Source organism: Marinobacter similis (genome assembly GCF_000830985.1).
Classification (GTDB): Bacteria; Pseudomonadota; Gammaproteobacteria; order Pseudomonadales; family Oleiphilaceae; genus Marinobacter; species Marinobacter similis.
The window spans coordinates 2,619,927-2,633,059 of record NZ_CP007151.1; the positions used below are offsets into that span (position 1 = coordinate 2,619,927).

A 13,133-nucleotide genomic window follows, 5' to 3' on the forward strand; every position below is an offset into this window, starting at 1 on the left:
ACCAAAATCGCGAGGAGTGCGAAATGACTCGAATAACCCTAAAACTTATGACGGCGGCCTTCACGGCCGGATTGCTGGCCGGTTGTGCCGGCAATGCCCCTTCCGAACAACAAAGCTCCACCAGCGGTTTGCCTGCGTGGGTCATAACCCCGGGCAAGCTGGTTCCTGAGGGCGCCATGGCCGCGACTGAGTGTGTGCCGGCAAACGCAAGCATGAGCATTCTCAAATCCAAGTCCACAGCTCTTGCCCGAGCCACCCTGGCGCAGCAAATTCAAGTAAGCGTTCAAGCCATGGAAAAAACCTACCAGGATCAAACGGAAAACGGCGCTGAGTCGGCTTCCGGTTCGACCTTCTCCAGCGTTTCCAAGCAAGTTACGGATCAGATGCTAAACGGCGCGATTTTGGAGCGCGTTGATTACATTCCGGGTACGGGTGAAACCACTCGGTTCTGCAGCATGGTCGTAATGGCTCCGGAGCAGAATCGCAAGATTTTCGAGCAAATTATTGATCGCTCCAATCGCCAAATGTCGCCAGACAACGAAGCGCTGCTGTACCAGGAGTTTCGGGCTAAGCGAGCCGCCGAGGAACTGGACGACGCTCTGGGAGGTTAACGAATGAGTCGTCTTCGTTTTGCATTATCGGTGATCGTGTTGGCTTGGCCGGGTTTGGTCTCCGCTCAGAACCTGAGCACTACGGAGGCGGGCAGCAACCATTACACTGGGAGCTCAGGGTTTGAGGATTTCAAGAAAAACCGTCGGGAAGGCTTCACAAGCTACAAGGCACAAGTTCAGGAGGAGTTCCAGCAGTTCGCCAAACTCCATGATCAGGTGACCGCGCGGTACGAGAAGCGCATTTCAGATGTGTGGGCCGATCCCGAGCAATCCTCAAAAACGCGGTGGGTGCATTACGAAGACGACTATCGGATAAAACGGGTAGTGGACTTTGAGCGTCAAAAGATTGTCTGGTCCACACCCGAGAACCAGCTTGGGACCGTTGGGTTCACCAAAAACAATGCGCGTCAGATGCTGCAGGCATTGATGGCTATGACCCGTCGGGACGCCTTTGAGCAAGATGAAGTTGCCAGCGAAGTTGAAGAGAAAAGTCTTGGGCAGTTTAAGCACCTGGAAACAGCGACTCTGGATGATGCTAGCCCCGTGTTGCCGGCCTATCTGTTCGGTGAAGGGCGAGTGGCTGAATCACGATGGACCAGTGCCGTCGAGGCAATGCTCTCGGCAGGCGAAAAAGTCGCCAATAGTCAGAATGGCCAGGCGGTTGTCAGCTGGGTATTTCCGCTGACCTCGGGAGAGCCAGATAAGACGATGGAAGTGCCGAAACCAAAGCCTACGCCAGCCAAGCGCCCGCCTCAAAAGCGTCCGCGCCCGTCGAAATGAAAAAACGGCCAGCGGAAAAAATTCCGTCCGAACGCCTGGCAGTTGCAAAGTCAGTTCAGGCGGAGCCAAGTGTCCAGCCCGAACCAAATGTAGATGTCTGGAGTACCCGTGTGATTGAACCGGCGCAGCATGAGCAGTTGCCTGCTCGCGCAAGGCCATTCATTGCGGCTGTGAACAAAGAAAACAGCGAATTTGGACTGTCCGCTGAACTGCTTCTGGCCATCATCGAAACCGAATCAGCCTTCAACCCCATGGCGAAATCGTCGATTCCAGCGTTTGGGTTGATGCAAATTGTGCCCGCCAGCGCGGGCCAGGATGCCACCGAAAAACTGTTCGGAAAGCCCAGGCTGCTTGCGCCGTCTTACCTCTACAACGCCGATAACAACATTCGGGTGGGGGCTGCCTATTTTAACATTTTGTACTACCGCTATTTCAAAGGCATAGAAAACCCGGTTTCGCGGCTCTATTGCGCAATCGCAGCCTACAATACTGGGCCGGGCAATGTTTCGTTGGCGCTCACCGGTGAAAAGATGCGGTTGCGCCCGGCCATCGCTATTGCCAACAAAATGACCTCAAGCCAAGTTTACGAACACCTGCTCCAAAACCTGCCCTATGAGGAAACGATCAACTACCTGCAGAAGGTGAATGCTCGCCTGGGCAATTACACAGAGGCCTTGAGCAATGGCTGATCGTCAGTGGCAAGTCGTTTTTCAGGTGGCATTGTTTCTCCCGATCCTGTTCCTGGCCGGGTGCGCCGCTAAGGGTGTGGGTCAGCTGCCAGAGTGGGTGCTCAATCCGCCGGCAGATAATGCTGTCTCCCTGTATGGGGTGGGTGAAGGCGCAGCGCTGCGCACTGCTCGAGACGATGCCCTGGCGGTGATTGCCGGAAAGCTTGAAACCCGGGTGACCTCGGATGTGCTCACGGAAACCCGGTTGGCAAATGGCCAGGAAGTGTCTAGCACCCGCAACACAGTGCGAACCACCACTGAGGCCTTGGCCCTTTCCGAGTACCAAACCGAAAACAGTGCTCAAGTAGGCAACAGGCTATTCCTTTTGCTGTCAATGAAGCGACAGGCGTTGGTGACCTCCATCCTGAACGACCTGGATCGTTTGGATAACGACATTGAGGCCCGGCTTTCTGACAGCGACAACAGCTCAACTCTGAAGCGCCTGTATCGGCTGGTACTGGCGAAATCCCTCATCGCCGAAGCCCTTGACAAAGCCTTCCTGGCGCAATCTGCAAGCCAGAACAGTAGCCTCCGAGAGCATCGGGTTGCCCGTTACCAAGAGCTGCTGGCTGAGCGTGAGCGGCTGCAGCAAAACCTGACGCTGGCTGTGTCCTGGGACAGGTACACCCCCGAGATCGGAGAGCGCGTCCTTACTATGCTGCTTGAACTCGGGCTGCACGCCGAGGCAGGGCGGTCCGGGGCTCACTATGACGGTCGAATCGTCATCTCCGGCGCCCCGACCAAGCGGGAAATATTCGACGAATACCACGTCCAGCTGCATACCGTTGTGGCCCTGGAAGACAGCCGGGGCAGTGAAATTTCCTCGGCCCGCTACCAGGCAGCCGCAAGCTCACTGTCGGATCACGAGTCGGCGCGGAAAACCGCAAACCGCCAAATTGCCGACGAGGTGAAAGGGCGAGGCGTATGGCGTGCTCTAAACATGCACAAAGGGACGTGATGTTGAGTCGTCACGAGTCTTGTTAAAACCAAAAGGAGAAATCTAGATGATCAAAAAGTCCCTATGGCTGGGTGTTGTGGCCAGTCTGAGTCTCGGCGGTTGTGCCACGGTTGAAGTGAATCCGAGAGACCTGGATAACCGAGTCCAGCTACCGCTTTCGGTAACTAATCCATCACCAGGCGGCGCTGTCACCAGCAAAGTGGTCATCTTTGAGGTAGACACCTCCAACGCAAAGGTTGCCAAGGAATCCGAGGCCGGCAGCTCCATCCAGTTTGCACTGGACGGCTATATTAATGAAGCTGGAGCGGAACTGGTTGACCGTAATCTCGCTGCCAAGCTGAAAGACGAAGTCATTCGTGCAGAGATGGGTGGCGCGGGTGCTTACCAGGGTGCCCCGGTAGCAGATTATGCTGTGCGCACAACCGTGACGGGCGCCAGCTTTGGCGCCGAGTTTAAGGAAGCCAGCCGCTGGACTGACGATGACGGTAAAACCCACGTAACCCCGGCGAGCTGCAATTATGCAAGCCGTGTTGGCCTGTCGGTGGATGTTTACACTGTACCGGAACTGAAGCGGGTGAAGTCTCTGCGAGGAACGGGCAGTACCTCAGCGTCCGAAGATGCTCGCAATTCCAACTGCAGCAAGGGTGGTCCCAGTCTTGTTCGCCGGGCAGCGGAAGACGCCGTGTATGAAATTCAGGAAGAGCTCAAGGCTTTTTTAGCTCCCACCGGCTACGTTCTGCATGGCTTTGAAACCGCTGAAGGCAAATACATCCTGAAAACCACTCTGACCAAAGCGATTGGCGCAAAAGAGGGCAAAGGTGTGCGCATCATTAATGTCACCGAAGAAGGGGATCGCTATCCGATAGGCGAGGGCAAGATTGCAACGCCCCTCGTACAAAGTGGTGCGTTTGTAGTTGTAGACGAGGAAACGATTTCCCGTGTTCGCATTGGTGATGAAGTGCGCGTGGACCACAGTTGCTCCATCATGGGCTGCAAGCTGGATCAGACGCTGGGCATGAAATAGGCGGCCTTGCCAAACCGGTCGGCTAACTTCGGGGCCAGGTGAGCGTTTCATCTGGCCCCAGTTTTTTGTTCTCGTAGTAATAGTTGCAATTCGAATCCTTTTACAACTCTTTACCTCCGTACCACCGCAAAACCCGTGTGTTGGCCGTTTGGTCATTGGTTTGTCATGCCTGATACCGTAGAATCTCCCCGCTCCTGAAGCAGTACATTCATCTACCGACAGGCATTAGTTGGGGGGCAGAGCTTCCCTTCCTGTTGCCAGTCCCCTGACGTAACTCAGACAACCAGAAAACTATGACCTTAAAACACTGGACCCTGGTCGGTGGGGCGGTAGCGTGCCTGAACAGTTTTTCAGCGATGGCCTCACCCTGGATTGAGCCCGGGGATGTCCGTGCAAGGTACGCTCTGCAAAAACTGGCAGATAGAGCCACTTCGACAGAGTCGCAACCACTTGGCCGGTATCATGGGCGGATATAAACAGCGGGGTCGACCGTTCTTCACTGGCGCAAGATCGATCGGTAACTGAAGCTACGCCTATTTGCGATTTGAGATGGAACAAGTCGCCCAGCCCGGTTTCCGCGCTGAAATGGCTCTATCAGGAAGCACTGAGCCAGCCTTTCTGACAAGTTTTGGTGAACAGGCTGAACAGCCAGGAGTATTGAGCCTGGATCTTCAATGGCAGGGTAACTATTGGGCCATCGGCGTAAACCCCTCTGTTGCAGCTAACCCAGAAGACGACGAGAAACTCAGGTTTGATGGTAGTTATCTGGCCGCTACTGTGAACAATTGGGTTCTGGGTGCGGGGGCCATTGATCGCTGGTGGGGACCGGGCTGGCAGCATAGTCTTATTCTGTCGAACAATGCCCGGCCATTGCCTTCGGTGTGGCTTAACCGGAATGAAACAACCGCTCCGCAATCCGAGTGGCTTGATTGGATCGGGCCGTGGCAATTCAGCGTGTTTGCAGGTCAGCTCGAAAGCGACCGCGTGGTGCCCGATACAAAGCTAATCGGAATGCGTTTTGGATTTCGGCCGATCGCCGGTCTGGATGTTGGGTTGTCCAGGATCCTCATGTTTGGCGGTGAGGGACGGCCGGAAAATGCCTCCACCGTGTGGGATATTCTGATTGGGCGGGATAATTCCCAAGATGGCGCGGAAAATGATCCCGGCAATCAGCTCGGAAGCGTTGATATTCGCTACGGCTTTGCTGTGGGCGATCAAAGCATGGGCATATATACCCAAATGATGGGGGAGGACGAAGCTGGCGCCTTCCCGGCCCGAAAATCCTGGCTTTTCGGTGCCGATTGGACAAGCTCGCTGTTTACCCACGAACAGCAGTGGTTCCTGGAATACGCCAATACCCTGGCCGATGATGTACTGGGCGACCCAATGCCCAACATCACGTATGACCACTTTCGGTATCAAACTGGCTATCACTACTATGGCCGTAGCATGGGAGCCAGCGTAGATGGAGACGCGGAAGCCCTAACGTTCGGTGTGTTCAACTTCCTCCCTGATGGCAGCAATGTCGGGCTTAACCTTACCGCCGCTCGCTTGAACAAGGATGGAGTGCCCGGTGCGAGGGTTACTGATCCCGACGTATTTGCTTACCTACCAACCAACGCCCAAGACATTGCTGTGCTTGAAACCAGCTATGGTACCGAGGTAATGAATGGTTGGTTGAATCTCAAAGCCAGCGTTACCGATAAAAAAGTGCAATTGGTTGGGGGCGAGAAAGACCGATGGGCGCTCTCCGCTCCTGGCGTTACCGATTCTGAAACTCTGCAAAATCAACCGGACCTGAAACCCGTGAATCTGAAACAAAAACTGATCCTGGCGCTTTTGTTGTTGCCAGCTTTCGCTGCTCATTCTCAATCCATTACACCCGCCCAGATTGAGCAATTTAAATCCCTACCAAAAAGCCAGCAAGAAGCTCTGGCCAGCCAATATGGTATTGATCTCGATAGCCTCAGTTCCGCCGGTCAGCAGAGTCGGCGCCCTCGGGAAGTGCAGGTAGTAGAGCCTGTATCTAGGATGCCAGAGGAAGAGAAGGGGCAAGCTCAGGAAGAAAAGCAGCAGGAACAGAAAACCGCGGCCAAAAACGGCGGCCTCAAGCCGTATGGCTACGACCTTTTCAGGGGCAGCCCAACCACCTTTGCTCCGGTAACTGAAATTCCGATCCCTTCCGAATACACCCTGGGCCCAGGCGACGTATTGAGAATTCAACTCTGGGGCAAAGAAAACCAGAATCTGGAGCTGCCCATCAGCCGTGATGGCACCATCAGCTTCCCCCAGTCCGGCCCCATGAGCGTGGCGGGGCTGAGTTTTGATGAAGCCAAGCAGCAGATCACCACAAAGGTCTCCGAGCAATACATTGGCGTTCAGGTCAGTGTCTCTCTGGGCGAGCTGCGCAGCATGCGGGTGTTCGTTCTCGGTGAAGCCCGCAACCCCGGCTCTTACTCAGTCAGCTCTCTCTCAACCATTACCAACGCCCTGTATGTTTCCGGTGGCATCAAGTTAAACGGCTCCCTGCGAAACCTCCAGCACAAGCGTAACGGAAAGCTGGTTGGCACACTGGATCTTTACGACCTACTGCTCAAGGGCGATAGCTCCGACGACACTCGTTTGCAGCCGGGCGATGTAATCTTCATTCCGCCGGTCGGCAATCGCGTAGGCATAAAGGGCGAGGTATACCGCCCAGCGCTTTATGAACTGAGCAATGAAGAAACTCTGGCAGACCTGGTTCAAATGGCTGGCGGCCTTACGCCCCAGGCCTACCCCCAACGAATTAACATAGAGCGCACCAACGACGATTTCCTGCGCATTATCACCGAGGCCGATTACACCGCCCGAAAAGGCAAAAACGCGCGAATTCAAGCGGGTGACACGGTTTCTATTCCCTCTATCTCTGACATCACAGGGCAGTATGTCGAGATCAGTGGGGCAGCAACCCGACCTGGTCGTTTTGCCTGGATGCCAGGTATGCGGGTAAGTTCAGTGATCAAAAACCTGAACGCAGACCTTACCCCCGTTGCAGACAAGCGCTACGCAGCCATCGTGCGCACGGACAAAGCGACAGACAGAGTCTCCGTACTGAACCTGCGCCTGAGAAAAGCGGTACAAAACCCCGGCAGCGAATTCGATATCCCGCTGCATGAGAAAGACCAGCTGTTATTCTTCTCTGATGCGGGAAAAGTGCAAGGTGGCGAAGAAGGCCGAAACTACACAAGGGCAAGCCTGTTCACCCCTGTGCTCAAGCGGCTGAAGAGCCAGGCTACCCCGTCTTCCCCACAAAAAACCGTTCGCATCACTGGCCCTGTAAGGTATCCCGGTGAATATCCCCTGCCGGCCTCGCGCCAGCTTTCAGATGCGATTTTTGTGGCGGGTGGCCTGAAAGACTCGGCCTCTCTCTATCACGCCGAAGTCGCCCGCTATACCGCGGATGAAAACGGCATTGGAAAAACGAATATCCTCAACGTAAACCTGGAAGATGCGATGGCCGGTAATGGCAACCTCACGCTCCAGAGCCGAGACAGAATCCTGATCAAATCCATACCGGATTTCGCGAAAACCAGCACCATTGAGCTGGAAGGCGAGGTCCGTTACCCCGGCCAATACACCTTCCGCGATGGCGAAACCCTAAAGCAGGTTATTGAGCGCGCCGGCGGCCTGACTGACAACGCTTTCCCTAGAGGCGCTGTGTTTACCCGGGCGAAACTACGACAGCTGGAAGCCCAGCGGTTACGGGAAGCCGAAGAACGCCTGCAAGGCGACTTACTTGGCGTGCAGTTGGAAGGCGATGGGGTAGGCGGTCAAAGCGCTGACCGGGTACAGCAAGTTGAAGACCTGCTTGGTGACGTCCAGCGTAGCCGGCCGGTCGGTCGCATGGTGGTGGATCTTGAAGCAGTATTAAATGATGGAGACTATCAGGCCATCCGCCTACAGGACGGCGACTCCCTTACCGTACCAACCATTCCCCAATCCGTTACGGTCTTTGGCGAGGTGCAATTCCCTACCAGCCATCTGCATCAAGCCAGCTTAACCGTAGATGACTATCTCGAGCGCTCCGGCGGGCCCACTCGCCAGGCCGATGAGAGCCGAGTGTATGTTGTAAAAGCAGACGGCTCAGTAATGCTGCCGGAAGAGAGCCGGTGGTTTGGCGGCCGGAGCCAGAAATTGGAGCCAGGTGACACGGTTATTATGCCAATCGATGTGGATCGTCTGAATCAGCTGGAGCTCTGGACCAACGTCAGCCAGATTGTTTACCAGATGGCTCTGGGCGCAGCCGCAGTGGGGAACCTGTGATGAGCCAATATGAGCGGACACCGCAAACGCCTGGAGTTCAGGCATACCCTGACGACGAAATCGATCTGCGGGAGCTTTTTGCGACCCTGTGGAGGGGAAAGTGGATTGTGGTAGCCACCACAATCCTATTCGCACTGGCGGGCGTGTTCTACGCACTCAATAAACCCAACATCTATCAGGCCAGTGTTCTTCTCGCTCCCACCCAGGACGAAGGGGGCGTGAGCGGCATTAGTGGTCAGCTCGGCGGCTTGGCAAGCCTGGCGGGCATCAATCTTGGCGGTGGCGGCGACAACCAGACGGTGATGGCCAAAGCGGTGCTGCAATCCTACGCGTTTCTCAGTGATTTCATCGACCGCCACGAACTGATCATACCCCTCATGGCTACCGAAGCCTGGGATGGGGAGAAACAAACGTGGGTCATCGACCGTGAGCTCTACAACCCCGACAGCGGCGAATGGCTTAAAGATGAAGAAGCAAAAAGCCTCAAGCTACCAGCTGGGACATGGTAAAAGAATTCAAAGAAAGCCACCTCAGCCTGTCCAGTAATGACGAAACTGGCATGGTCACCCTCAGTGTTAAAAGCCAATCGCCCGTAACGGCAAAAGGTTGGGCTGAAAAATTGGTGCACGACATCAACGAACACATGCGTCAGCAAGATGTCGAAGAAGCTGAAGCGCGCATTGCGTACCTTGAAGACAAACTGAGTGAAACTAACATCTCCGGTATGCAGCAGGTGTTCTATCAGCTCATAGAAAGCGAAACTCGCACGGTGATGCTGGCAAATGCTCGAGACGAGTACGTCTTTAAAACCGTAGACCCAGCCATCGTCCCTCAGGAAAAAAGCGAACCCAAACGAGCTCTTATTGTCATCGTGGCCACGATGCTTGGTGGCATGCTTGGGGTCTTTTTCGTATTCGTACGAGCATTCATTCGATCGGAAAAAGAGCCGGACACTGAAGAGCACTAAAACGAGTTTAGAGCGAGTTAATTGCTCGAACTTGGGCTGCAGCCCAAGCGGACACGCGTAACGCTTGGGCCCGCTTGAATAAAGTGACGGACAGCAATAGAGAACCGATAAGCGACCCTTATCGGTTTTGGAAATTCTTGAAAGATCAAATGGTTAAGTTTTAGGATTTCCGTCATTGGAAAGCCTGTTTCCGCAAAGTAGAAGGAATTGCCGTACAAAGCTTGTTTCCAGCTCTGGAAACCCATTAGGCTCATTTCCAGCTTTGGCAAAGTGCTTTCCAAACATTCTCACTGATAGCGATCAAAAGCCAGTTTCCAGCTTAAGAATGCCATTTTCCAAATTTAGACAACAAGTCAGTAGGAGCGGTCGCGCTTCACTCTGATGCAACCTCGTCAGGCACCCAAATGAAACTATTGGTAACAGGTGGAGCCGGCTTTATAGGCTCTGCCGTCATCCGACACATCATTAATGATACGGCCGATGAAGTGGTCAACCTCGATAAGCTTACCTACGCAGGCAACCTTGAGAGTCTCGCCGAAGTAAGTGGGAGTGATCGGTACAGCTTTGAGCAGGTCGACATCTGCAACCGCGCTGAGGTCGATCGCGTCTTGGCCCAGTACCAGCCGGACGCCATTATGCACCTGGCAGCCGAAAGCCATGTGGATCGTTCTATTGATGGGCCCGCTGCATTCATCGAAACCAACATCGTCGGTACCTACACGCTTCTGGAAGCGACAAAGAAGTATTGGGCGCAATTGGACCAAGCCAAGAAAAACAACTTCCGGTTTCATCACATCTCAACCGATGAAGTGTATGGCGATCTGGAGGGAACAGAAGAACTGTTCACCGAATCAACCTCTTATGCACCGAGCAGCCCCTACAGCGCCAGTAAAGCCAGCTCTGATCACTTGGTGAGAGCATGGCACCGGACCTATGGCCTGCCTGTGCTGGTCACTAACTGCTCCAATAATTACGGTCCTTATCATTTCCCGGAGAAGCTCATTCCCCTGGTGATTCTTAATGCTCTTGAAGGCAAGCCGCTTCCGATCTACGGAGAAGGGACGCAGGTTCGCGACTGGCTTTTCGTCGAGGACCACGCACGAGCTCTTTATAGAGTCGTAAAGAAAGGTGTGGTAGGGGAAACCTACAACATCGGTGGCCACAATGAGAAGCAGAATATCGAAGTGGTGCAGCTCATTTGCGATTGGCTACAGAAATTAGTGCCCTCTGCCAATTTGTATCGTGACCTTATTACTCACGTCACCGATCGTCCAGGTCACGATCTGCGTTATGCCATAGACGCTAGCAAAATTGAGGAAGAACTCGGCTGGACCCCGGAAGAAACCTTCGAAACAGGTATTCGAAAAACTGTCCAGTGGTATCTAGACAACCTCGATTGGTGCAAACGTGTTCAAGATGGCAGTTACCAACGCCAACGACTGGGTGCTAGCACATGAATATTCTGTTGTTAGGAAAAACTGGCCAAGTCGGTTTCGAACTCCACCGCACCCTCTCCCCCCTTGGCACCATCAACGCCCCGGGTAGGGAAGAGTTAAACCTGATGGACGAACGGGCCGTAACCAACTTCCTCGCCAATGCAAACCCAGACCTGATTGTAAATGCCGCCGCTTGGACAGTCGTAGACGCAGCGGAAGATAAGCGCACTGAAGCCGAGCGCCTTAACACGGGGCTGCCCAAACAGTTAGCTGAATACGCAGCCGCCAACAACGTACGCCTGGTTCATTACAGCAGCGATTACGTCTACCCAGGCAGTGGTGAAACCCCGTGGCAGGAAACCAGTCCTACTGACCCCCTGAGTTATTACGGCAAAACCAAACTCAAGGGTGACCAGGCCATCGAACAAAGCGGCGTGGATTATCTCATCTTCCGCACTAGCTGGGTCTACAGTGCCCGTGGCAATAATTTCATGAAAACCATGTTGCGCCTGGCGCAAAGTAAAACCGATCTCAACATAGTGTCGGACCAGATTGGCGCGCCGACTCCAGCAAGGTTGATTGCTCAGGTGACCACTTTGGCCGTTTACGGTCAGTTGGCAAAGGGGCTATACCACCTTGCTCCTCGCGGTGAAACAAGCTGGGAAGGTTTCGCACAGGAAATATTTCGGCTGGCAGGGGAGAAAGTCAAAACGAACGCCATCCCCACCAGCGACTACCCGACGCCCGCTAAAAGGCCGCTGAACTCGCGACTGGACACAACTAAAGCGGAACAAGCCCTGAGTATCCGGCTACCAGACTGGCAAAGCCAACTGGAATTGACATTGCATGAATATCTGGAGGATTAAATGAAAGGAATCATACTGGCCGGCGGCTCCGGCACACGTTTGTACCCAATCACGAGAGGCATCTCCAAGCAACTCCTCCCGGTGTACGACAAACCAATGATCTATTATCCCTTGTCCGTCCTCATGCTGGCCGGGATACGGGACATCCTCGTCATAACTACACCGGAAGATCAGGATGCTTCAAGCGCCTCCTAGATGACGGTAGCCAATGGGGCATTAATCTCACCTACGCTTCACAACCCAGCCCAGACGGTCTGGCCCAGGCCTTTATTGTTGGTGAAGACTTCATTGGGAAAGACAGCGTCTGCTTGGTGCTGGGCGATAACATCTATTACGGTCAGGGCCTCAGCAAGTTGCTTCAAGCCGCCGCATCACGAGAAAGAGGTGCAACTGTCTTCGGTTATCAGGTCACGGACCCCGAACGTTTCGGGGTGGTCGAGTTTGATGACGATCAGCGCGCCATCTCTATCGAAGAGAAACCCGCCAATCCAAAATCTGATTACGCAGTCACGGGCCTCTATTTCTACGACAATGACGTAGTAGGGATCGCCAAGCAGGTGCAGCCTTCTGAGCGTGGCGAGCTCGAAATCACCAGCGTCAACCAAGCTTATCTGGACAGAGGCGATTTGAACGTACAGCTTCTCGGTCGAGGATTTGCTTGGTTGGATACCGGCACCTTTGACTCCCTCCATAACGCCGCCAGTTTTATCGAGACCTTAGAAAAGCGTCAGGGGTTGAAAATTGCCTGCTTGGAAGAAATCGCCTATCGCATGGGTTTTATTGGCGAGCAGCAGCTGTTAGCAGAGACTGAAAACCTCAAAAAGAACAGTTATGGCGAGTACTTGAAGAAGCTAGTCAAAACCAAATGAGCGGCCTTTATGAAAATTATTGAAACCAGCATTCCAGACGTCAAACTTATTGAGCCCAAAGTTTTTGGCGACGAACGGGGTTTCTTTATGGAAACCTGGAACGAACACACCTTTCGTAAGATCGGAATAGAAGCCACCTTCGTTCAGGATAACCACAGCCGCTCTGTAAAAAATACTTTGCGTGGCTTGCACTACCAGATCAGACAACCCCAAGGGAAGTTGGTGCGAGTAACCCGGGGAGAGGTGTTTGATGTGGCCGTCGATCTCCGCCCGGGTTCAGCCAATTTTGGACAATGGGTCGGAGAACATCTTTCTGAGGAGAATAAGCGCATGCTTTGGGTTCCTCCAGGATTTGCTCATGGATTTCTTGTAATTAGTGAAACGGCAGATTTCCAGTACAAATGTACAGATTTTTATGCACCAGAATATGAGCGCTCTATTATTTGGAATGATCCCGAAATAGGTATTCATTGGAGCGCCAAAGAATCCGAAGTGTTGCTCTCTAATAAGGACAGGCGGGGCCAAAGCCTCCGACAAGCTGGTGCTGAACTAAGAACGGTGGGAAACCCTTAGTTTTCCTTTTAAGATATAC

11 protein-coding genes and 2 pseudogenes are annotated in these 13,133 nt (G+C 53.7%); all 13 read left to right on the forward strand.

Annotated elements, in window-relative coordinates; genetic code table 11:
- Positions 1 to 23: 23 nt before the first annotated feature.
- The 13 genes and pseudogenes from AU14_RS12135 to rfbC all read left to right on the forward strand — a co-directional run bounded on the left by AU14_RS12135 (position 24) and on the right by rfbC (position 13,114).
- Complete coding sequence (locus tag AU14_RS12135; protein ID WP_148312744.1) at positions 24 to 611, forward strand: hypothetical protein; 588 nt, start codon at positions 24 to 26, stop codon at positions 609 to 611.
- A gap of 3 nt (positions 612 to 614) precedes the next feature.
- Complete coding sequence (locus tag AU14_RS12140; RefSeq protein ID WP_041341137.1) at positions 615 to 1,391, forward strand: murein transglycosylase domain-containing protein; 777 nt, start codon at positions 615 to 617, stop codon at positions 1,389 to 1,391.
- Positions 1,392 to 1,501: 110 nt separating this feature from the next.
- A complete protein-coding gene (locus AU14_RS12145; RefSeq protein WP_158498318.1) occupies positions 1,502 to 2,080 on the forward strand; it encodes a transglycosylase SLT domain-containing protein in 579 nt (192 codons plus the stop codon).
- Complete coding sequence (locus AU14_RS12150; protein WP_041341141.1) at positions 2,073 to 3,077, forward strand: LPP20 family lipoprotein; 1,005 nt, start codon at positions 2,073 to 2,075, stop codon at positions 3,075 to 3,077. The genes AU14_RS12145 and AU14_RS12150 overlap by 8 nt, the downstream gene beginning before the upstream one ends.
- A gap of 46 nt (positions 3,078 to 3,123) precedes the next feature.
- Entirely contained in the window at positions 3,124 to 4,101 is a 978-nt protein-coding gene (locus AU14_RS12155; RefSeq protein ID WP_041341144.1) for a hypothetical protein, read from the forward strand.
- 585 nt (positions 4,102 to 4,686) lie between these two features.
- Positions 4,687 to 5,760, forward strand: a pseudogene (locus AU14_RS23900) (capsule assembly Wzi family protein); the annotation flags it as partial.
- 147 nt (positions 5,761 to 5,907) lie between these two features.
- Positions 5,908 to 8,403, forward strand: coding sequence for an SLBB domain-containing protein (locus AU14_RS12160; protein ID WP_041343948.1), 2,496 nt, complete (start codon positions 5,908 to 5,910; stop codon positions 8,401 to 8,403).
- Complete coding sequence (locus tag AU14_RS23410) at positions 8,403 to 8,912, forward strand: Wzz/FepE/Etk N-terminal domain-containing protein (RefSeq protein WP_330217895.1); 510 nt, start codon at positions 8,403 to 8,405, stop codon at positions 8,910 to 8,912. Before AU14_RS12160 ends, AU14_RS23410 begins: the two co-directional genes overlap by 1 nt.
- Positions 8,906 to 9,370 (forward strand): GNVR domain-containing protein, encoded by a 465-nt coding sequence (locus tag AU14_RS23415; RefSeq protein WP_330217896.1) that lies wholly within the window; start codon positions 8,906 to 8,908, stop codon positions 9,368 to 9,370. Before AU14_RS23410 ends, AU14_RS23415 begins: the two co-directional genes overlap by 7 nt.
- A gap of 404 nt (positions 9,371 to 9,774) precedes the next feature.
- A complete protein-coding gene (gene rfbB / locus AU14_RS12170; protein ID WP_041341147.1) occupies positions 9,775 to 10,827 on the forward strand; it encodes a dTDP-glucose 4,6-dehydratase in 1,053 nt (350 codons plus the stop codon).
- On the forward strand, positions 10,824 to 11,672 hold the full coding sequence (rfbD, locus tag AU14_RS12175) for a dTDP-4-dehydrorhamnose reductase (protein ID WP_041341150.1): 849 nt from the start codon (positions 10,824 to 10,826) through the stop codon (positions 11,670 to 11,672). The genes rfbB and rfbD overlap by 4 nt, the downstream gene beginning before the upstream one ends.
- Positions 11,673 to 12,541 (forward strand): annotated as a pseudogene (gene rfbA / locus AU14_RS12180) (glucose-1-phosphate thymidylyltransferase RfbA).
- A gap of 9 nt (positions 12,542 to 12,550) precedes the next feature.
- Positions 12,551 to 13,114: a dTDP-4-dehydrorhamnose 3,5-epimerase gene (rfbC, locus tag AU14_RS12185; protein ID WP_041341154.1), complete on the forward strand. Its 564-nt coding sequence runs from the start codon at positions 12,551 to 12,553 to the stop codon at positions 13,112 to 13,114.
- Positions 13,115 to 13,133: the final 19 nt, after the last annotated feature.